Here is a 19,035-nt window from a genome sequence, read left to right on the forward strand (position 1 = left end):
GACCCATGGACGGGTGGATTGCGGCCTGGCGCCAGAAGAACGATTATAGACGCCGACGAAACTGGCTGTGGCTCCTGACGGCGGTATTAATTCTCTTTACCGGTACCGGTTGGGGTGTTATGAACTATGCCTGGAAGCAGGTGAGCCTCCAGATAGACGACCGGGAGGTAACAGTTAGAACTTTTGCCGGTAACGTGGGGGAACTCTTAAAGGAACAGCGGATAGAACTGCAGCCGGGGGATGAAGTTCTTCCGGCGCCGGACGCGCCGATAGCCAGGGGAATGGTGATTGCGGTTAAGAGGGCCGTTCCGATAAAGGTAATTGCCGACGGCCAGGAGAGGACAATTTTAACGGTATCAGACACTGCAGCCGCGGTATTAGAGAAGGCGGGGGTAACTGTCCGGCCAGAAGATCGCGTTACTCCCGATCTGGCCGCCACGGTAAAGGCGGGGGATACGATTAAAGTTGTGCGGATTACTTATAACGAGGAAACTGTAAAACGAGAAATAGACTACAAGGTGGAACGGCGACTCGACGGCAGTCTAGAAAAAGGCCTAACAAGGGTTGTCCAGAAGGGGCAAAAGGGCTTAATAGAAGAAACCTACAGGGTTGTCTATGAAGACGGTCAGGAAACCGGTCGTGAGCTGATAGGGACGCAAGTTATAAAGGAACCGGTCCCGGAGATAATGGCCGTGGGGGCTTTAGATACCGCCTCCCGCGGGGGTTACGAATTTCGCTTCGAAAGGGTAATGTGGGCCGTAGCCACGGCATATACCCATACGGGATCTCGTACGGCCACAGGCGTGTATCCACGGGTGGGCACCGTTGCCGTGGATCCCAATGTAATTCCCCTGGGCAGCAGGCTCTATGTGGAAGGATACGGGTTCGGCGTGGCCCAGGATGTAGGCAGCGCCATTAAGGGAAATCGCATCGACGTTTTCGTGGATACGGAAGCAGCCGCGGCGCGCTGGGGCGTACGCCGGGTAAAGGTATACATCCTCCGATGAACCACCAGAAAGGGTGGTTTTTCTTTTTTTCCATTTACATGTATTTGTAATGCCGGGGACAGATGTAGTATAATACCATTATGGAGGGATAGGGGTGGAAACCGTAGCATCGCCGGGGAGAACCCTGGCCCTCCTCCGGGAAAAGGGTCTGGTACCCCGCAAATCCCGGGGGCAGAATTTTCTTGTCGACAGCAACATCGTCCGCAAGATCGCCGCGGTCGCAGAACTTAATCCATACGACATCGTTGTTGAAATAGGCCCCGGCCTGGGAGCCCTTACCCAGGAACTGGCTTACCGTGGGGGCCTGGTGATCGCCGTGGAAATCGACCGCGATTTATTAGAGGTTTTAAGGGAAAACCTGCGGGATAAAGGGAATGTGCGCCTGGTGGCCGGCGATGCCCTGAAGGTTAATTTTGACGAGCTGGTGGCCGGATTTTTAGAAAACGCCGGAGGAAGGTTGCCCACTTATAAGCTGGTGGCCAACCTTCCTTATTATATAACCACCCCCATCCTCATGCATCTGTTGACCGGTAAATTCCGCATCAATCTCCTCGTTTTAATGGTGCAGGCGGAGGTAGGCGGCCGGATGCTGGCCGCGCCCGGTAGTAAGGAATACGGGGCCCTGAGCATTGCCGTCCAGTATTATACCGAAGCAGCCGCCATCCTGAAGGTTCCACGCACCGTGTTTTATCCGCGGCCGGAAGTTGATTCTGTAGTCGTCAAAATGCGCCCGCGGACAACGCCGCCGGTGCAGGTTGATAATGAGGATTTCTTTTTTCGCGTTGTGCGGGCCGCCTTTAACCAGCGGCGCAAGACTTTATTAAATTCCCTGGGCGGCCTGGGATGGGAACGCGATTTGGTACTCAAGGCCATGACGGATGCCGGGATCGATCCAAGGCGGCGGGGTGAGACTCTGAGTATTGAAGAATTTGCCCGTTTAAGCAACGCCTTGCAAAGGCGGGTAGAAAGAAGGTGACAACGGTGTACTATATCAGTCCTACCAGAGGACGCCTGACGGCTGAAGAAATGTTTGCTGATATGATGCAGTTTGTCGAAGGCAACCCGGAGGCCCAGTATAAAATCATTATCGGCACGGATTCCCAGGCACGGCTTCGTACGTGTTTCGTGACGGCCGTAATAATCCATCAGGTGGGCAAGGGAGCCCGCTATTATTATAAAAAAAGGTACCAGCGTAAGATTACTTCGCTGCGCCAGAAGATCTTTTTTGAAACGGCTTTAAGCCTGGAAACGGCCAATTTCATCGCCCAGAAACTGACAGCCAGCGGTCATGCCGACCTCAACCTGGAAATCCATCTGGACATTGGGCCCAACGGCGACACCAAGGATTTAATTCGGGAGATCGTCGGTATGGTGGTCGGCAGCGGCTTTACGGCCAAGATTAAACCTTATTCCTGCGGTGCTTCAAAGGTGGCCGACAGATTTACTAAAAGCGGCTAAAGACGGCCCTTTGCGTTGCTCATATAAAAAAGGGGTGGCAGGAGCCTTGCCATGCAGGCTCTGGCCACCCCTTTTGACATTTGAAGATAGTTTTAACGAGCAAAGACGTGGTTGCCTATTTGGGTGATGATGGTTCGCGTCCAGACCCATGAAGACGCTGGAACTTTGGCCGGATTCCAGAAATAAAGGGCACCGCCACTGGGGTCATAGCCCCGCAGGGCGTCACGGGCGGCCTGATAGGCGGTGGCATCCGGCGCCAGGTAGAACTGCCCGTCATTAACGCAGGTAAAGGCATCGGGGTCATAGATGACGCCGGCGATGGTACTGGGAAAACGTCCGTCCTTAGTGCGGTTTATTACTACCGCGGCAACGGCTACCTGTCCGGCATAAGGTTCGCCCCGGGCTTCGCCATAGACCAGATGGGCGAGGAGGTCTAGATCGCTGGCGGTATAGTTACTGCTTGTACCCCGGGAAGCGACGGGTTGGTTTGAATTGGTAGGGATGCGTAAAATCTGCCCTGGATAGATGATATCGCTTGTAAGGTTGTTGGCGGCCATGATTTGTTGGTAGGAGAGGCCGTAGCGCTGGCCGATGAGGTAAAGGGTATCGCCGGCCTTAACTACGTAAGTACTGCTTCCGCTGTCGGGTACCCACAGGGTTTGCCCGGGATAGATCCAGGTACTACTTAGACCATTTGCCTGCTGCAGTTCCCAGGCGCTGATCCCGTAGCGCTGGCCGATGAGATAGAGGGTGTCGCCGGGCTGGACGGTGTAGGTGGCGGCGGCTGCCGTACCGGCAAAGGCAGGAATGCCGAAGAGCAGGAGGGAGGCCAGGAAAAACGGCCGTAAAAGAGATAGAAAAACCTTAAAAATTGCCATCAACTCCTTTTAAATTTCATTATTTTATCTCTATGTCTATCATCCAGGACGTTTCCATTATACTTTAATTTACCACCCCCTGTCATTGCAAAATAGTTACCAGCGGCGGAGTATTATGGTAACTAAACATAATCACAAAAAGAAGGACGCACTTTGTTGTTTCCCTGGGCATAAAATAAAATGATCCAGGGCCTATAGGGGGGGAGAAAGTTGCAGAAGATAAAGCCCGGAGACATTGTAGCACGTAAAAAATATGGCAAAGATATTTTTTTTAAAGTTAAGTCCATTATCATAACGGACACGGGCAAAACTACGGCGATTTTAAAGGGGCTAGACGTCAGACTGGTGGCCGACGCTCCCCTGGAAGATCTAGAGGTGCAGCCGGCCGAGGCAGTACTTCGTTACCGCCATTGCGATATACAAAAACACAGCCTTTGCTTTCGCAAAATTTTGCAGCGCCGCGAGGCCGAAAGGGAAGCCCATATCCTGCGTGGGGATGTTTTTTTAAAGGGTGAAGGCGAGCCGGAGAAAAAGGCAGTTTCATCCGGTGATGGTTTTTTTGAGGTACCGGGCCGGGTGTTGCATATTGACGGTGACGAAGAATACCTCGATAAATGCCTCCACGCTTATGCACAGTTGAAAATACCGGCCCGGGGCGTTTGTTTGCCGGAAGAGAGTCAGGCTAATAAAGTAGAAGCGCTTTTAAAGGAATATACCCCCGATATCCTGGTTCTTACCGGCCACGACGGATTGTTGCGGGAAAAGGATATTAATTATACGGATCTTGACAGTTACCGCCATTCAAAACACTTTGTCGCTGCGGTCCGGGTGGCCAGGATGTTACGCCCCACCCATGACGACCTGGTTATTTTTGCCGGGGCCTGCCAGTCCCATTATGAGGCCCTCCTTGAAGCCGGGGCCACCTTTGCGAGTTCGCCGCGACGTGTCTTGATCCACGCCTACGATCCGGTTTTTGTGGTGGAGCGCATTGCCTATACCTCCATCGATAAAACCCTGGTCCCTGCCGATATAATTAAAGATACGATTACGGGTACCGATGGAATTGGCGGCATAGAGATTAAAGGCAAATTGCGTCTCGGTTATCCAACGGCCTCTTATTGAAGTTTTATCGGCAACAAAGGTGAAATTATACCATAATTACCCTTGACAATGGGCCTGTTTCTCTAGTAAAATAAACTAATAACTTGACTTCTGCCTCTTTCCGTTGTATAATAAAGTATACGCGGAAAGAGGGTGGTCTTTTTTGGCTGGCAAGGAAGTTCTGGCGACTATCAGAGAAGATCTGGAGGCCCGGGTGGGCCAGAAGGTGAGGCTGAGGGCCAACCGGGGGCGAAAGAAGATCCTGGAGAAAACCGGTATACTGGAAAAGACTTACCCGAATATCTTCGTGATCCGGTTGGAAGAAAGCAGAAGCCCGGAACGGCGGATATCCTTCAGCTATACTGACGTTTTGACCAATACTGTAGAACTTACGATAGAAGGCGAGAACGGCATCAAAAGACTCGGCACCAGGGGATAAAAGGAGCTGTCAGGGTAAACCTGACGGCTTTTTATTTTTAAAATAGCCGTATACTTTGTTTTACCCCACCCCATAATAGCAACAGGGGTGGTTTTTTGCTGCACATGGTGGTCTGCGTCAAGCAGGTACCGGATACGACCGAAGTCAGGATTGACCCCCGGACCAATACCCTGGTTCGGGCCGGCGTCCCGGCCGTTATCAACCCCTACGATGCCCATGCCGTGGAAGCAGCGGTACAATTAAAGGAAAAATACGGTGGCAGGGTCACGGCCCTTTCCATGGGACCGCCCCAGGCCGAAGAGGTGCTGCGCCGGGCACTCGCCATGGGAGCCGACGAGGGCATTCTCCTTACCGATCGGGCCTTTGCTGGTTCCGACACCCTGGCCACCAGTTATATACTCGCCCAGGCCATTAAAAGGATTGATAAGATGTTGCCGGTAAATCTGGTTTTATGCGGGAAGCAGGCCATTGACGGTGATACGGCCCAGGTAGGGCCGGGAATAGCTACGAGACTTGGCTTTACCCAGTTGACCTATTGTATGGCCATCGACGCTATAGATTTAGAACAGGGTTATATTCAGGTTCAACGCAAGCTCGAAGGGAAAAGGGAAATCGTCCGCGGTCGTCTGCCTGCCCTTCTCACGGTAGTCAAGGAAATAAATGAACTGCACTATGCATCACTTCCGGCCTTAGTCAGGGCCGCCAGGGCGGACATTATCACCTGGGGTAAAGACGACCTCGAACTAGACCCGGCCCAAATCGGCCTCAAAGGTTCGCCGACGTCTGTCTGGCGCATCTTTGCCCCACCGGCGCGGCCCGGTGGGGAGATAATTCCCGGTAAACCACAGGAAGCGGCAGCGGCGCTTGTAGAAAAGCTCGTTAAGACCAAGGTCGTAGCCGACAGATAATGGAGGGACAGCCTTGTCCAAGTTTCAAGGCGTATGGGTTTTTATTGAACAGCTGGCGGGGGAAGTCGCTCCCGTTTCCTGGGAACTGCTGGGAGCAGGGCGTACCCTGGCCGATAACCTGGAGGGGGAACTCGCCGGTGTACTTTTAGGACATGAAGTAAAACATCTGGTATCCGAGGTATGGGCTTACGGCGCGGACAAGGTTTACTTAATCGAGGATCCTGTTCTTCAGTTCTATCGTACAGCTCCTTATGCCCGCGCCCTGGTCCAGGCTGTTAAAGAATACCAGCCGGAAATCCTTCTTCTAGGGGCCACCAGCCTTGGTCGGGATCTATCGGGAGCCGTGGCCACCGCCCTGGGCACCGGGCTTACGGCGGACTGCACCGGCCTCGCCATCCAGCCGGAGACGCGGTTTTTAGAGCAGACTCGGCCGGCCTTTGGCGGCAACGTTATGGCCACCATTCTCTGCCGCCGTCACCGCCCCCAGATGGCCACGGTGCGACCACGGGTCATGCCCATGCCGTCCCGCCGGGAGGGCCGCCGGGGCGAACTGGTGCGGGTGGATGTGACCTTTGATGCAGATGAGGCCCGGGCCGAGGTTATCGAAATTATTACCGAAAAAAATAAAGCCGTCTATCTCGATCGGGCGGAGATTATCGTCGCCGGCGGGCGCGGTGTTGGGTCGAAAGAGAATTTTGCCCTTCTGGAAGAACTGGCAGGTGTCCTGGGCGGCACCCTGGCTGCGTCCAGGGCGGCGGTAGAAGCCGGGTGGCTGCCTCCGGAGTATCAGGTAGGACAGACGGGAGTCACGGTGCGCCCGAAGATTTATTTTGCCATCGGCATTTCCGGGGCCATCCAGCACCTGGTGGGTATGCAGGGCGCCGATGTCATCGTGGCCGTTAACAATGACCCTGATGCCCCCATTTTTAAAATTGCCACCTATGGCATCGTCGGCGATTTCCGGGAAGTAGTTCCGGCTTTAACGGCGGAATTTCGTCTTCGTCTGGATCCGGCACCGGGGCCGGGTAGAGCCCCCGGGGCGGAAGGTTCCGGTTCATATTAAGTGTGCAGGGGGCAAGATTATGGCTTTAAGGTTTGAGGCAGTCGTAGTCGGAGCCGGGCCCGCGGGCCTGGCGGCGGCCATTGTCCTGGCCCGGGCCGGGGTGGAGGTAGTTATTTTCGAACGCGGCGAGCATCCGGGAAGCAAGAACGTTATGGGCGGGGTCCTTTACCGCCACCCCACCGAAGCGGTGGTTCCCGGGTTTTACCGTGAGGCGCCCCTAGAGCGGCCGGTGGTTGAACAGCGCTTGTGGTTGCTGACTGATGACGCGGCCCTGACCCTGGGGTATAAAAATACTGTCTTTGGCGCCGAGCCGTACAACGCCTTTACCGTTTTAAGGGCCCGCTTCGACCGCTGGCTGGCGGCACAGGCTGTGGCGGCCGGGGCCCTCTTGATCAATGAAACCGTTGTCGAGGACCTCCTCTGGGAGAAGGACCGCGTCGTAGGGGTGAAGACGGGACGGGCCGAAGGTGACGTCCGTGCCGATGTGGTAATAATCGCCGAAGGCGCCAACTCCCTTTTAACCCAAAAAGCAGGCCTGAAAAAAGACGGCACCAATACCAACCAGCTGGCTGTAGCCGTGAAAGAAATCATTGCTCTGCCCCGGGAAAAGATTGAAGACCGCTTTAACCTGGAAGAAGGCCAGGGTTGTACCATCGAACTTTTGGGAGACGCCACCAAGGGCATGATGGGCACGGCCTTTATCTATACCAACAAAGACTCCCTATCCGTAGGGGTGGGTGTTCTCCTTTCGAGCCTCATCCGGCGGCGTTTAAACCCCAACGATCTCCTGGAGCACTTAAAAAGTCATCCCATGATCCGGCGGTTGTTGAGCGGCGGCGAGATTAGGGAATACCAGGCCCACCTGATTCCTGAAGGCGGCTACCGGGCCATTCCCAGGCTCTATGGTAACGGCGTTCTGGTGGTCGGCGACGCCGCCATGCTGGTCAACGGCATCCACCGCGAGGGGTCGAATCTTGCCATGACTTCCGGATTGCTGGCGGCGCAGGCCGTCCTGGCCGCCCGGGAAAAGGGCGACTACAGCGCGGCCACCCTAGCGCGCTACCGAGATATGCTGGAGGAGAGCTTTGTCTTGCAAGATCTAAAAAAGTATCAAGATGCTCCCTTTTTCTTTGACCAAAATCCCCACTTTTTCATCCTTTACCCCCAACTCCTTTCCCGGGCGGCCAGGGAGTTCTTGACCGTCGACAATGTACCCAAGCGGGAAAAGCAGAAGCGCATTTGGAGGGAAATTACGGCCGAACGCAGCCGTATACAACTGGCCGGGGACCTTTACCGCCTCTGGAAGGTGATGGGATGATGCGCCTGGAAGATAAACTTTTCCTCAACCGCTACCAGACGGATAAACACCCTCACTTAAGGATCAAAGACCGGGAAGTTTGCCGTCACTGTGAAGGCAAGCCATGCACCTTTATTTGTCCGGCCCGGGTATATGTTTGGAATGACAGGGAGGAGAGGATCGAAACGGCCTACGAGGGTTGTGTGGAATGCGGCACCTGCCGCTATGGCTGTGCCCATGATAACATCGACTGGCGTTATCCCCGCGGCGGCTTCGGCATCCTTTATAAATATGGATAAACTTTCATGGGCAGCTTTGCTAGGAAAACTATAGAAGTGTTCCCGTGACCATCGAGCAGATCATCAAGCTCCTCAACCTGGACCTGTCCTGGGAATATGCAGCCATGATCCAGTATATCCAGCACGCCAGCATGCTTACCGCTCCCCAGTATGTGGCCATTATTGATGAAGGGCTTCAGCATGCCCGGGATGAACACGAACATGCCGTAAAGCTGAGTGACAAAATCCAGTAACTTGGCGGCATCCCGACGGTCCAGGTGCAGGAAATCAAAATCTCCCTCAATGACGTCGAAATGTTGCGCCAGGACTGGGGGTCGAGTATGACGCCCCGAACCGTTAACTGCAGCGTATTGAACAACTGGAAGCCTTAAAATTGTACGACGTCGCCCAGGTCATCAGGAAAATTGCCGTAGTGGAGCAGGAACATATTCTTGACCTGGAGAAGGCCCTGGGCACTCAGAAGGTAAGATAACTAGCAATTTGCGGCAGGGGTAAATTGACATTACTTTTTCCTAAGAGAAGGAATTTGTTGAGCGAGGTCGAATAAAAAATATTATAGCAACTGATTGGAGGATAATTTCTGTGCTGGCAAAGTGTATAACAGAAATTAACATAAAAAACAAAAATAGCCAATGGGGGGGGGGGGGGGGGGATTATATGCCTTGATTGTAAATATTTGGAAAAAGATCTCCCCTCTATTAGCCCCCTTAAAATTATTGCCAATAACATTCCTTCCAACCTCTCCACTGTTACCTTCCATAACACCTCCAGGAACGAAAATTTCCATGTAATTTTTTGGGAGAAATATCCGGGGGTGATTGGACTACCGTCACCGTTCCTTCTCCCTCGCTCCCAGGGTTCCCTAAGAGATATCTATCTCTTAAAGCAAATAAATTAAAGTGTTTAAGGGCAAACCACTCGAAAGGGTGGGACGCAAAGCCATGGGTCTGTAGCCACTATGTTGGTATGACTGCCAGGCTGCCACTTTAAAGTCGGTTTTTAATTTTTCCTTAACTTTTAAAGGGTTTAAAGGGCAGCCAGGCAAATTGCTCGTGGCTGCCTTTGCTATTTCTAGATGGAAGGAAGGCGGGGGGCGGGTTTATGCAAAGGGATATGGTTACCAAAATTTTACTAGAGATTCGCCGGTACTGGCCGGCCCTGTACTTACACTCAGCTGCGGTGGCCAACTTTGCCTTAAGGATAGCCATGGAGCTGGGAATAGAAGCCCGTCATTGCCAGGACGTGTTAACGGGTGCCCTCTTGCATGATGCCGGCAAAATGCATGTAAGTTTGGAGATATTGACGAAACCGGGGCCACTGACAGAGGCAGAATGGGGGCAGATGAAAAAGCATACCGACTATGGGGCCGACTGGGTGGAACAAAGAGGGGGCAACGATGAGGTGGTAGCAGTTATTCGCTACCATCATGAATGGTGGAATGGAAACGGTTATGCCGGCCTTAAATATGAACAGATCCCCCTGCTGGCCAGGATAGTAACCATCGCCGACGCTTTGGATGCCATGACGGCGTCGCGCCCATATCGTAAGGCGATTGCAATTAGTGAAGCCCTGATGGAAATACATAGCGGGAAAGGATTGCAATTTGACCCGGACATATTAACCGTCTTAAGGCAAAAGGCCACCTACGAACCGGCAACCTACCAGGAACCCCGCACCCTTGCCAGGCAAATCGAAGTAGAAAAAGAATGGCTCGCGAGGTTAATTAAGATTTACGGCGATCTTACCCATCCTTTAATAATTGCCCAAAGTCACTGGTTGGACAAGTTGGTGTTAAGCATTTATAAGTTACAAGAAGGGAAAAGAAAGGAAAAACCTCTCTTTATGGGAGAAAGAGAATTTTTAAACCTGACTAAAAACTAGAGCAGTGGAGGGGGGCAGGTGTGCAGGAGTGTAGCCAGTGTACCCGCAAGACCCCAAATCGTTCTTGCGTCGATTGCGATTATTTCATGAGTCCCGGCCCTTTACGCCGGAAGCCACCGGTGCCCATAGGCATTAGCCTGGTTGCCGCCGATGGTAAACGTTATGCTGGCCGTATCCTCGTATTGAATACCATGGAACTGGGCCTGGAAACCCAAGCTCCCGTTCCCGGTCAATATCGAATTTATTTACAGCAGCATCTCAGCCTGGATGTTGCAGGGGTACCCACCAGGGGCAAGGGCAACATCCACCTTTTTGACATTTTAGCTGTTTACCGGGGTGAGGAAACAGCCAGCCGCCTGGGTAATGAAGAATACCGTTTGCTGACGGATAGCACCGGGGACTTCATTGAGCAAGTATCCCAATTAGTTCCCGCCCATTTACAGGAGCTGGTTAAAGAACGACTGCGTGCCGAGTTAGAAAGCTCGGAGATTTTTAACGCCATGCGGTTGGGCAAGGTGATGCGTTACGAAAAGGGGCGGTTTCGCCATCTGACAGGACAGGCTGACCTGGAACTGCCCCTGCCGGCAATAGAAAATTTAATGCGCCAGGCAATAGACCGGGGAACCCATTGCCGGGAAGTAATAGTAAGTGAAGACGGTAAAAGGATTTATGACCTGCACGGGATACCCCTTGACTCCCGGGCAGGGGGCCTGGTGGCCTTTGATCTTACCGAAATTATTGAAAAGGAAAGGCAGATGCGCCGCCAGGAGATGGTGGCCTACCGGGAAGCCGTGGCTGCCGTCACCAATGGGCGCCTGCAGCTTTTGACTTCAGAAGAAATGGTAGCTGTATTATCCCAGGGGAAGGAACTGGCAAGGGGAGTAGTTAACAAGGCTGCTGACATAGCTTTGGCTCGCAACAAGTTATGCAGTCTGTTACCCGCGGCTTTTAGCGCCCGTGCGCACGGCATGGCTTTATCTTTAACGGAGGCTTTGACCAATACCTTAAAACATGCTACGGGTGGTGAATGGGTGGTCCGGCAGACGGATGCGACCATCCGGATAATTATTCAAGACCAGGGCCAGGGAATTAAGATAAAAGATTTACCCAAAGCGGCTTTAATGCGACATTACTCCACCCAAAATTCTCTTGGTTGCGGGTTTACTTTAATGCTTTATTATGCTGATAAAGTTTATCTAACTACCGGTTCCAGGGGAACCACCCTGGTTCTGGATTTCCATCAATCAGCAGGTGAAGATAAAGAAATCTGTTCTCCAGCTTCTTAAGTAAAGAAAGAGAAGGAGCGATATTATGCTGGCAATCACTGTGACCAAGGGCGATAATGGGCGCTGTTTAAACCTTAAAGGGGAGTTAGACATGGAAACACTGGCCAAGCTGGAGCAAGCAGCAGAAGTGCAGGAAGGAGAGCGGCAATTGGAAATAAACCTGGCAGGGGTATCCTTTATAGATTCTACAGGTCTCAGGGGTTTATTAGAAATACAGCGCCGGTGGTCAATGAAGGGGGGTGAGGTACGGGTTATTAACCCCTGTCCGGAGATTGCCGAAGTTTTCCGGCTCGTAGGTATGGAAGAACTTTTAGATTGTAGCGATCAGAGCAAGGTAACCGGGGGTGAATATTAAATGTCCCTGGATACCGGTGGCAAGGGGAAACAAATAATACATGCCGGTATACAGGGTGCCGGGTGTAGTATTCCAGCAGACCTGGAAGGCGGCGACTTTTTTGATTTTATTCCCCTGGGTGAAGACCAACTTATTGTTGCTATCGGAGATGTAATGGGCAAAGGTATGCGTGCCGCCGGGCAGATGAAGGAGCTTTGTACAATCTTACATGCCTGTACCAGGAAAGATCTGTCCCTATTGGAAATCATAAATCAGCTGGCTGCAATCGGAGGAAAGCGGCTGCATCGCGCCGGTTCCTTTGCCACCCTGTGCCTTATTTCTTATGAACGGCAGCATAATTGTTTAACCTGCCTCAGCGCCGGACACCCGTCTCCGGTAATATTTTCAGGCCGTAATATCCACGTACCCCGGGTAAGGGGGGTGGCCCTGGGTTTCCTGGAAGAATACCAGGGTACTCGACCGGAACAAGTTGTCCTGTCTTGCGGCGATGTAGTTATCTTGTATACCGATGGCCTGGTAGAAGCCCGCGATGCCAATGGTCAAAATTATGGTTTAAATCGCCTTGAAGAGATAGTTGCCGCCAATACTTGCCTGGATGCAGTTGAACTCCGGGAGGTTATCTTAAATGACTTGTTTACCTTTACCGGCTGCAGGCAGCAAAGGGATGATGTAACCCTGGTAATACTTAAGAAAGACCTGGAAAGGGGGGGTGAGTGTGTTGGAGATCAAGGTAAATAAAGAAAAGGAAAAGGCCACCCTGCTGGTAGCGGGAGAATTGGACTACAGCAATGTTGCCCAGCTGCAGCAAGAGATTGCAAGGCAGGAGGCTCCCGTGGTGGAGGTAGTTCTTAAGGACCTGCAGTTTATGGATTCCTCTGGTGCCGGGATGCTTCTCAACCAGGCCAGGTTGTTGAGCCGGCAGAACCGCGTTTTAAAAATTACCCATATCCCCGCAAATATTCGCCATGACCTGGAAATAATTGGCTTTTTTCGCGTCTTAGAAACCCTTAAAGGCACCCCTCAAAGTGGAGGGGAGTGATTGCATGTGGAATCTTTAAAGACTGGAGCCCTTGAACAACCCGGGGAAAATGGCGTGGCACCCAGGGCGGCCGTAATAAACGGACAGCTGGTAATAAAACACCCGCCCGGAGGCCCTTATCCGGTGATCGTGCCCTGCCCGGGGTTGCGCCTAGTAGTAAACGGGGAAGAACGAAGCGAACCGACGCCTGTAAATGAGAAGGATAGGGTGGAAATAATCGTTCTGGATGAAAGGAGGGAAGGATACTGGCAGATAAAGGTTAGTGCGGATAAACAGGAGGCACTTTTACAGGTAAAACCCTGGGTGTTAGTCCGGCGGCAAGTGCGGGACCTGCTACCGGCGCGGGTTTTATACCTGGAGGTCCTGGAGCAGGAGGAGTTCTATAAACCTTTTACTCTGGAAGATTTAACCAGAGAGATGGGGCGTCAGGGTATCAAATATGGTATCGATTGGCAGGCCTGTGCCCGGGGACTTGAAGCCTCAACCGAGGGTACCTTAATTATTGCCCGGGGGCAACCCCCCGTACCAGGTAAAGACGCCACGGTAGAATTATTTTTTACTACCCAGCAAAAGGTTCCAGTAGCAGTCGGAGAAGAAGAGACGGTGAACTTCCGGGAAAGATTTCGTTTCACCGCGGTTGAGGCCGGAATGGTCCTGGCCAGGAAACATCCGGCTGAAGTTGGGCGGCCGGGGAAGGCGGTAACGGGGGAAATAATCGTGCCCCCCGAGCCCAGGGATATTCAAATGACAGCCGGTTCCGGCGCTGTTTTAAGCAAAGATGGTTTGGAGGTCATTGCTACCATAGCCGGCCGCCCCGTGGCAAGGGGGGTTAAAGGGCGGGTTGTTATCAGTGTGCTCCCTGCCCTCATGCACCCTGGTAATGTTGATATTACCTCGGGAAACATTTCTTTCACCGGTGATGTAATGATTGCCGGCCAGGTTGAAGAAGGAATGAGTGTTGAGGCTGGCGGTAATATTTATATAGAGGGCGCTGTATCCAGGGCCATGGTCCGGGCCGGGGGCTTAATTGAGGTAGGCGGCAACGTTTTTTCTTCCCTGCTGGCCGCCGGGAGTACGGGGGCTTTGCAACAGAAATGCGGCGCGATACTTGCCAGGGTTGCTGCCATCCTGGAGCAATTTGTAGCCGCTGCTACCCAGCTTTTCCATCATCCTTCCTTTAAAAAGGATGACCTTAAAGGTGGTATTGGTCCCCTGGTATTATTGCTTTTAGAGAAGAAATTTCGCGAGCTTCCTGCGGCGGTAGAATTACTAAAAAAGGAAGCCTACAGCCTTCCTGCTATATCAATGAATAGTTCGACGGCATTGATAAATGAACTGGAACGTCTGGTAAGGACACCATTGGCCATCAACAGTTTAGAACAACTGGAATCAATGTTGAAAGAAATTATAACCTGGCGGGATGAGATTAATACACCGCCTCAAGGTGCGTCCGACATTATAATTCACTACGCCATTAACTCAACCGTTATAGCCACCGGTAACATTAAAGTACTAGGTGATGGCTGTTATCATTCCAGGTTGCAGGCCGGGAAAGCGGTAGCTGTGCATGGTGTGTTCCGCGGTGGGGAGATCCAGGCCCAGGGTGACGTTTATATTAAGGAACTGGGCTCCCGTACCGGTACGAGCACCAGGGTCGAAACCCAGGCCGGGGCTACTGTGACCATAGATCATGCTTTTGAGAATACTTCCATCCGTATAGGTTCCCGTCAGTATAGTTTTGTTCAGGAAGAATGGGGAGTGCAGCTATGGCTTGACCGGGAAGGAAATCTGGCCAGGCGTAATATTCCAGCCTGATAGAAGCTAGCCGGATACAAAACCCCCTGAAGGGGGTTTTTACTTGCAGGAGGAAATCAAGGGTGGAGGAAGAATTATTAATGCGTTCTCGCGATAGCTAGACTGGGATGAAGAAGGGATATCATGCAACTGGAAGACATCAAGGGAATAACCGTTTTAGGCACCGGCACCATGGGCCACGGCATTGCTTTATTATGCGCCCTGGCAGGTTATCAAGTGCGGCTTTTTGGCCGCAGTGATGCCAGCCTGGAGCGTGGCTTCAGCCAGATACGCTCCGGCCTGGAGTTGCTGGCAAGGAACGGTCTTGTAGATGACTTTCGCATTGAAGGGGTAATGGAAAACATTAAAGGGGTTACGACCCTTGCTGAGGCCGCTGCAGGGGCCGATTTTGTCATTGAAGCCGTGGTGGAAAACCTGGCCGTGAAGCAGGGGCTATTTCAAGAACTCGATGCCCTGGCCCCGCCTCACGCCATCCTGGCTTCAACCACATCCGGCCTGGACCCCACAGAGCTGGCGGCATTAACCAGGCGGCCGGAAAGGGTTATTGTTACCCACTTCTGGAATCCACCACATTTACTCCCCCTGGTAGAGATTGTCCGGGGAGAAAAAACGTCTGATGCTACCGTGGAACTGGCTAGGGCCCTGGTAATCAGGCTGGGCAGGAAGCCCATTAAAGTCAAAAAGGCCGTGCCCGGATTTGTGGGCAACCGCCTGCAGCTCGCCCTCCTGCGCGAGGCCCTGTACATCGTCGAACAGGGTTGGGCGACGCCGGAGGATGTAGATGCGGCCGTTAAATACGGTTTCGGTCGGCGTCTCGCGGTCACCGGCCCCCTGGAAAGCGCGGACCTTGGAGGCCTGGATGTGTTTTATAGCATCCAGTCTTACCTTAACCAGGACCTCTGCCACGAAAGAGGGCCGTCACAACTTCTCAAGGAAAAAGTAGAGCGGGGAGAACTGGGGATAAAGACCGGCCGCGGCTTTTACGACTGGCAGGATGAACGGGTAGCTGCCGTTAAGAAAGCCAGGGAAGAAGACCTGATTAAGCGGATGAAGGAAGATTTAGGGTTTATACCCGCGTTTCCAGCCAAAGCCGCAGCGGCTTATATGGCGGAGGCGGCCCGGGCGGGGGAACGACCGGGGAGATAATCCTGCTGCCCAAACATTGGATCGTAACATTTACCTCCAGGTAGCCGGAGGCCGGGTAGACGACGGCCTGTTGGCGGCGGGGGCCGGATTGCAGGATAAGGGTGAACGTCCTGCCGGCCCTATCGGCATAAACTACTTCGACTTCATAAGAGTAGCAAGCCACGGCAATGGCCTGATCGCCCGGGGATAGGGGGAGCAATCGTCCCTGGGGCACAATGTTTTTTATCGTGCAGGTGAGGATCTTTACCGGCACGCCGGTCGCCGGACCGGTCGGGATATAAGGTCTGACAAGGAAGTTGTCGTCTGCACGCCAGGTCGAAGCCAGCACCCTTTTAGCCGCAATTAACTCAACGCGGTAGGGAAAAGTTTGCCGGGCACCCTCCTGCCAGCCCGGCCAGCCAGGGACAAGTAGCTGGCCGGGCCTAACCGGCTGTAATTCGCGGGCGGGGATCAGCATTAGGGTATCCTGGAGAATATTGAAGGTCACAAGCTCCCCTACCGCCACCTGAATATCGATCCTGGGCCCAATGCGGAACAGGTTGCCTTTATTGGCCACACTGGGAGCCGTGAACGGCATCTGCCACCACCCGCTTGCAAAACCTAGCGAAATACCTCCCCCATAACCTTGGCCCAGCGCTCGGCCCATATTTTCCGGTCAAAGGTCAGGGCTACTTCCCGGGCACGCCGGCCCATCAGCTTTCTCTTGTCCTTATCTAGGGCCAGATCTTCAATGGCTGCCACCAGGTTTTCTACAGTCGGCTTAATTAAATAACCGTTATAGCCGTGGATGATGATGTCGCTTAGACCGCCCGCCAGCCCGGCAATTACCGGCTTACCGCAGGCCATGGCTTCCAGGGCAGCCAGGCTGGTGCCTTCAGTTGAGCGGGAGGGGATCAGGACAATATCGGCCTGCCGGTAAATTTCCGGCATCATCTCCAGGGGTTTCCAGTAGTAGAAACAGCGCTCCCGACCGGCTGCCCACTGGGCCATGAGTTTTTCGGCATTATCATTATGGCCGCGGCCGCAGAAGTGAAACTCAAGCCAGGGGTAGCGGGAGAGCAGTTTTTCTGCCGCCCGCATGGTCTCGTTGACACCCCTCACGGGGACCAGACGACGGGGAAAAAGGATGCGAACAGTATCCGTACCGGCTTGCTCTTCTTCCGACGGACGAAAGAGGTCAGTATCAACATAGTTGGGGATGTACTCCCATTTATGATAAAAGCCGGGTAGGGTAGCGTTAAAAAAGTTAATGGTATTGGTATCAACGGATACTAGTTTAGAGGGGCCTGCCAGGGCGATACCCAGGCGCCGCAGCCATTCCTGGCGGCTTTCGGGTTTACCGGCCACCAGGTCAAAACCCGGCCAATCCCAGAATACCCCATGGCTGATGGCTATGCTTTTTTCCCTGGCCACCGGGTAAGCCAGGGTGAGGATAAAGTAGATGGCGTAATCAAAGGCCATGGAGTTTTCATAAAAGGCGGTGGTTAGGTCGGGGAAGGTATAGTATTCACTTTTTGTTACCGGGATGCTGCGAATCCGTATGCCATCGAATTCTCTGGTCCAGCCGCTGCCGATCTGCCAGACCTCGACGTAAAAGCCCATTTCTTTAAGCAGGCGGCAGAGATCCACTTGGTAACGTTCGGCCCCACCCATGATAATTCGCTCGCCCGCTGGATTAAAGAAATTGGTGGTCAGGAGGGCCACTTTTTTTGCAACCATATCTGTCACCTTCCTGGGGCCAATTTTAGGAGATTCAAGCCCGGCCAGCGCCGGGCTTTTCCTAGACCAGGGGTGAAGCCTGGGCGGTAAAGACGAGATCAACGCTTAAATCCAGGTTTTGCACGATATTGCCGACGGTTTCCGGAAGGCTGACGACGAAGGTCAACAGGTCGTCCTGGGGTGAAACAAGGAGGCGACCGCCGGCAGGTTGGTTATAAAGGCCGGAAAGGGGGCCGTCATAAAGGACGGTGGAAGGACTTGCTTCGATATAGATGTTCAGGCGGTCGGCAAGAATCTGGGCTTCCGTGGCCGTGGTAGGGCTAATCCCCTGCCAGTCGGCAAATATAAAGTAGTATTCATCTACGGTGCCGGTATTGGACACCTGGAGCTGGGGCGATCCGACGGATTGGCCCGGCACCAGGTTGGCCGGTGAAAAGAGGGCCGTCGTCGGGCTGAGGCTCAATGCCACGTCGGCCGTTCCTACCGTATTACCCGCTGCGGTGGCGCTGACGGTTAGGGGCATAACCCATCACTCCTTTTATTACCTTTGTTGTAATAACTTATGATTTACGGTAAGGGATGGTAACCCCTTCGCACCATTTTTCAAGGTGTATTTTTTCGGGAGGCCAGAGGATGCTTTCGTAATGCTCCCGGGGCAGATACAGGCAATCTGGATCCCGGCTAACGGCGCGTTCATATTTCAGCCGGAGTTCCGCCGGGTTGGCCCATCCCAGGTGTTTAATCCTAAGGTCACTTTCCAGGTGAGGCAGGCGACGGTAGGCCAGGGGCAGGCGGCCGCAGTGAAACGGTAACGGCGGCCATTCCGACGAGAGATGGGGTTGGTACTTTACCAGGTAAATAGCAAAACCCCTCAACCACGGATTCCACAGGCCGTCAACGCGGTAATAGTCTTCGCCACCCCAACAGTCGAAAAGGCGGAAGCTGACGGCGGAAAAGAGTTTTTGCTTAAGGAGATAGGGGAGTTCATAGGCCGCCCTAGCTTCCAGCAACTCGTCGGCATCAAGGGCCAGGATCCATTCGGGATTGCCGGCAACGGCGTAAGTCCAGAGTTCATGGCGTAACCGCGATTCATCGAGGAGAAAAAGGGAAGTTTCGCGGCGGTAAAGCTTAACAAGAGGGAAACTTAAGCATATTTCCGGGGTGGCATCGGTAGAACCGTCGTCCAGGACGACGATCTCGTCTGCATAAGTGGTTAAAGACCGCAGGCAACGTTCTAAGTAGCGGTCGGCTTCATTGTAGACGATCATCATGGCAGTGAGCTTAGGCATTACCCTTCGCCTCCTTCCCTTGTAGGTCGACGCCCTTAAATTTTTATGCTTCCCA

The 19,035-nt window shown here is 53.1% G+C and carries 22 protein-coding genes and 1 riboswitch; of the genes, 17 read left to right on the forward strand and 5 right to left on the reverse strand.

What is annotated here, in order from left to right:
• Positions 1 to 5: 5 nt before the first annotated feature.
• The 3 genes from MHFGQ_RS00295 to MHFGQ_RS00305 all read left to right on the forward strand — a co-directional run bounded on the left by MHFGQ_RS00295 (position 6) and on the right by MHFGQ_RS00305 (position 2,465).
• Positions 6 to 1,007: a 3D domain-containing protein gene (locus MHFGQ_RS00295; protein WP_170066207.1), complete on the forward strand. Its 1,002-nt coding sequence runs from the start codon at positions 6 to 8 to the stop codon at positions 1,005 to 1,007.
• Positions 1,008 to 1,101: 94 nt separating this feature from the next.
• Entirely contained in the window at positions 1,102 to 1,983 is an 882-nt protein-coding gene (gene rsmA, locus MHFGQ_RS00300; protein ID WP_106004986.1) for a 16S rRNA (adenine(1518)-N(6)/adenine(1519)-N(6))-dimethyltransferase RsmA, read from the forward strand.
• A gap of 5 nt (positions 1,984 to 1,988) precedes the next feature.
• Entirely contained in the window at positions 1,989 to 2,465 is a 477-nt protein-coding gene (locus MHFGQ_RS00305; protein WP_211292870.1) for a ribonuclease H-like YkuK family protein, read from the forward strand.
• A 92-nt stretch (positions 2,466 to 2,557) separates the two neighbouring features.
• Here the strand turns inward: MHFGQ_RS00305 and MHFGQ_RS00310 are convergent, their stop codons facing one another.
• Positions 2,558 to 3,343, reverse strand: a complete 786-nt coding sequence (locus MHFGQ_RS00310; RefSeq protein ID WP_106004988.1) for a LysM peptidoglycan-binding domain-containing protein — start codon at positions 3,341 to 3,343, stop codon at positions 2,558 to 2,560.
• A 210-nt stretch (positions 3,344 to 3,553) separates the two neighbouring features.
• Here MHFGQ_RS00310 and yabG point away from each other — a divergent pair, with 210 nt between their 5' ends.
• The 14 genes from yabG to MHFGQ_RS00380 all read left to right on the forward strand — a co-directional run bounded on the left by yabG (position 3,554) and on the right by MHFGQ_RS00380 (position 15,972).
• A complete protein-coding gene (gene yabG, locus MHFGQ_RS00315) occupies positions 3,554 to 4,465 on the forward strand; it encodes a sporulation peptidase YabG (protein WP_106004989.1) in 912 nt (303 codons plus the stop codon).
• Positions 4,466 to 4,607: 142 nt separating this feature from the next.
• Positions 4,608 to 4,883, forward strand: a complete 276-nt coding sequence (locus MHFGQ_RS00320; RefSeq protein ID WP_106004990.1) for a Veg family protein — start codon at positions 4,608 to 4,610, stop codon at positions 4,881 to 4,883.
• A gap of 98 nt (positions 4,884 to 4,981) precedes the next feature.
• Complete coding sequence (locus tag MHFGQ_RS00325; protein ID WP_170066221.1) at positions 4,982 to 5,791, forward strand: electron transfer flavoprotein subunit beta/FixA family protein; 810 nt, start codon at positions 4,982 to 4,984, stop codon at positions 5,789 to 5,791.
• A 13-nt stretch (positions 5,792 to 5,804) separates the two neighbouring features.
• Entirely contained in the window at positions 5,805 to 6,854 is a 1,050-nt protein-coding gene (locus MHFGQ_RS00330; protein WP_106004991.1) for an electron transfer flavoprotein subunit alpha/FixB family protein, read from the forward strand.
• 19 nt (positions 6,855 to 6,873) lie between these two features.
• Entirely contained in the window at positions 6,874 to 8,172 is a 1,299-nt protein-coding gene (locus MHFGQ_RS00335; RefSeq protein WP_106004992.1) for an FAD-dependent oxidoreductase, read from the forward strand.
• Positions 8,172 to 8,450: a 4Fe-4S dicluster domain-containing protein gene (locus MHFGQ_RS00340; protein WP_106004993.1), complete on the forward strand. Its 279-nt coding sequence runs from the start codon at positions 8,172 to 8,174 to the stop codon at positions 8,448 to 8,450. Before MHFGQ_RS00335 ends, MHFGQ_RS00340 begins: the two co-directional genes overlap by 1 nt.
• A 44-nt stretch (positions 8,451 to 8,494) precedes the next feature.
• Positions 8,495 to 8,683 (forward strand): ferritin-like domain-containing protein, encoded by a 189-nt coding sequence (locus tag MHFGQ_RS00345; protein WP_245907813.1) that lies wholly within the window; start codon positions 8,495 to 8,497, stop codon positions 8,681 to 8,683.
• Between the two features lie 665 nt (positions 8,684 to 9,348).
• Positions 9,349 to 9,436, forward strand: a riboswitch (cyclic di-GMP riboswitch).
• A 115-nt stretch (positions 9,437 to 9,551) separates the two neighbouring features.
• On the forward strand, positions 9,552 to 10,331 hold the full coding sequence (locus MHFGQ_RS00350; protein WP_106004995.1) for an HD domain-containing phosphohydrolase: 780 nt from the start codon (positions 9,552 to 9,554) through the stop codon (positions 10,329 to 10,331).
• 20 nt (positions 10,332 to 10,351) lie between these two features.
• The gene (locus MHFGQ_RS00355; RefSeq protein ID WP_106004996.1) at positions 10,352 to 11,617 is read left to right on the forward strand and encodes an ATP-binding protein; all 1,266 of its coding nucleotides are present in this window, start codon (positions 10,352 to 10,354) and stop codon (positions 11,615 to 11,617) included.
• Between the two features lie 25 nt (positions 11,618 to 11,642).
• Positions 11,643 to 11,972: an STAS domain-containing protein gene (locus MHFGQ_RS00360; protein WP_106004997.1), complete on the forward strand. Its 330-nt coding sequence runs from the start codon at positions 11,643 to 11,645 to the stop codon at positions 11,970 to 11,972.
• Positions 11,973 to 12,710: a PP2C family protein-serine/threonine phosphatase gene (locus tag MHFGQ_RS00365; protein WP_106004998.1), complete on the forward strand. Its 738-nt coding sequence runs from the start codon at positions 11,973 to 11,975 to the stop codon at positions 12,708 to 12,710.
• Positions 12,688 to 13,011, forward strand: a complete 324-nt coding sequence (locus MHFGQ_RS00370; RefSeq protein ID WP_245907814.1) for an STAS domain-containing protein — start codon at positions 12,688 to 12,690, stop codon at positions 13,009 to 13,011. The genes MHFGQ_RS00365 and MHFGQ_RS00370 overlap by 23 nt, the downstream gene beginning before the upstream one ends.
• A gap of 6 nt (positions 13,012 to 13,017) precedes the next feature.
• Positions 13,018 to 14,826, forward strand: coding sequence for a DUF342 domain-containing protein (locus tag MHFGQ_RS00375; RefSeq protein WP_170066208.1), 1,809 nt, complete (start codon positions 13,018 to 13,020; stop codon positions 14,824 to 14,826).
• A gap of 123 nt (positions 14,827 to 14,949) precedes the next feature.
• Positions 14,950 to 15,972 (forward strand): 3-hydroxyacyl-CoA dehydrogenase family protein, encoded by a 1,023-nt coding sequence (locus tag MHFGQ_RS00380; RefSeq protein WP_106005000.1) that lies wholly within the window; start codon positions 14,950 to 14,952, stop codon positions 15,970 to 15,972.
• Here MHFGQ_RS00380 and MHFGQ_RS00385 read toward each other — a convergent pair.
• From MHFGQ_RS00385 to MHFGQ_RS00400, 4 genes are all read right to left on the reverse strand, one after another.
• The gene (locus MHFGQ_RS00385) at positions 15,893 to 16,549 is read right to left on the reverse strand and encodes a hypothetical protein (RefSeq protein WP_106005001.1); all 657 of its coding nucleotides are present in this window, start codon (positions 16,547 to 16,549) and stop codon (positions 15,893 to 15,895) included. The genes MHFGQ_RS00380 and MHFGQ_RS00385 overlap by 80 nt on opposite strands.
• 23 nt (positions 16,550 to 16,572) lie before the next feature.
• Positions 16,573 to 17,691: a glycosyltransferase family 4 protein gene (locus MHFGQ_RS00390; RefSeq protein WP_106005002.1), complete on the reverse strand. Its 1,119-nt coding sequence runs from the start codon at positions 17,689 to 17,691 to the stop codon at positions 16,573 to 16,575.
• Positions 17,692 to 17,752: 61 nt separating this feature from the next.
• Complete coding sequence (locus tag MHFGQ_RS00395) at positions 17,753 to 18,214, reverse strand: hypothetical protein (RefSeq protein WP_106005003.1); 462 nt, start codon at positions 18,212 to 18,214, stop codon at positions 17,753 to 17,755.
• 37 nt (positions 18,215 to 18,251) lie between these two features.
• Positions 18,252 to 18,980, reverse strand: coding sequence for a glycosyltransferase (locus MHFGQ_RS00400; protein WP_106005004.1), 729 nt, complete (start codon positions 18,978 to 18,980; stop codon positions 18,252 to 18,254).
• Positions 18,981 to 19,035: the final 55 nt, after the last annotated feature.

The organism is Moorella humiferrea (assembly GCF_039233145.1).
In the GTDB taxonomy this organism is placed as follows: Bacteria; Bacillota; DSM-521; order Neomoorellales; family Neomoorellaceae; genus Neomoorella; species Neomoorella humiferrea.

Excerpts from the sequence above, each read along its gene's own strand:
- MHFGQ_RS00295 (WP_170066207.1), top strand. The coding sequence starts at position 6 with ATGGACGGGTGGATTGCGGCCTGGCGCCAGAAGAACGATTATAGACGC.
- MHFGQ_RS00310 (WP_106004988.1), bottom strand. The coding sequence starts at position 3,343 with ATGGCAATTTTTAAGGTTTTTCTATCTCTTTTACGGCCGTTTTTCCTG.
- MHFGQ_RS00335 (WP_106004992.1), top strand. The coding sequence starts at position 6,874 with ATGGCTTTAAGGTTTGAGGCAGTCGTAGTCGGAGCCGGGCCCGCGGGC.
- MHFGQ_RS00340 (WP_106004993.1), top strand. The coding sequence starts at position 8,172 with ATGCGCCTGGAAGATAAACTTTTCCTCAACCGCTACCAGACGGATAAA.
- MHFGQ_RS00350 (WP_106004995.1), top strand. The coding sequence starts at position 9,552 with ATGCAAAGGGATATGGTTACCAAAATTTTACTAGAGATTCGCCGGTAC.
- MHFGQ_RS00360 (WP_106004997.1), top strand. The coding sequence starts at position 11,643 with ATGCTGGCAATCACTGTGACCAAGGGCGATAATGGGCGCTGTTTAAAC.
- MHFGQ_RS00365 (WP_106004998.1), top strand. The coding sequence starts at position 11,973 with ATGTCCCTGGATACCGGTGGCAAGGGGAAACAAATAATACATGCCGGT.
- MHFGQ_RS00380 (WP_106005000.1), top strand. The coding sequence starts at position 14,950 with ATGCAACTGGAAGACATCAAGGGAATAACCGTTTTAGGCACCGGCACC.
- MHFGQ_RS00385 (WP_106005001.1), bottom strand. The coding sequence starts at position 16,549 with ATGCCGTTCACGGCTCCCAGTGTGGCCAATAAAGGCAACCTGTTCCGC.
- MHFGQ_RS00390 (WP_106005002.1), bottom strand. The coding sequence starts at position 17,691 with ATGGTTGCAAAAAAAGTGGCCCTCCTGACCACCAATTTCTTTAATCCA.
- MHFGQ_RS00395 (WP_106005003.1), bottom strand. The coding sequence starts at position 18,214 with ATGCCCCTAACCGTCAGCGCCACCGCAGCGGGTAATACGGTAGGAACG.
- MHFGQ_RS00400 (WP_106005004.1), bottom strand. The coding sequence starts at position 18,980 with ATGCCTAAGCTCACTGCCATGATGATCGTCTACAATGAAGCCGACCGC.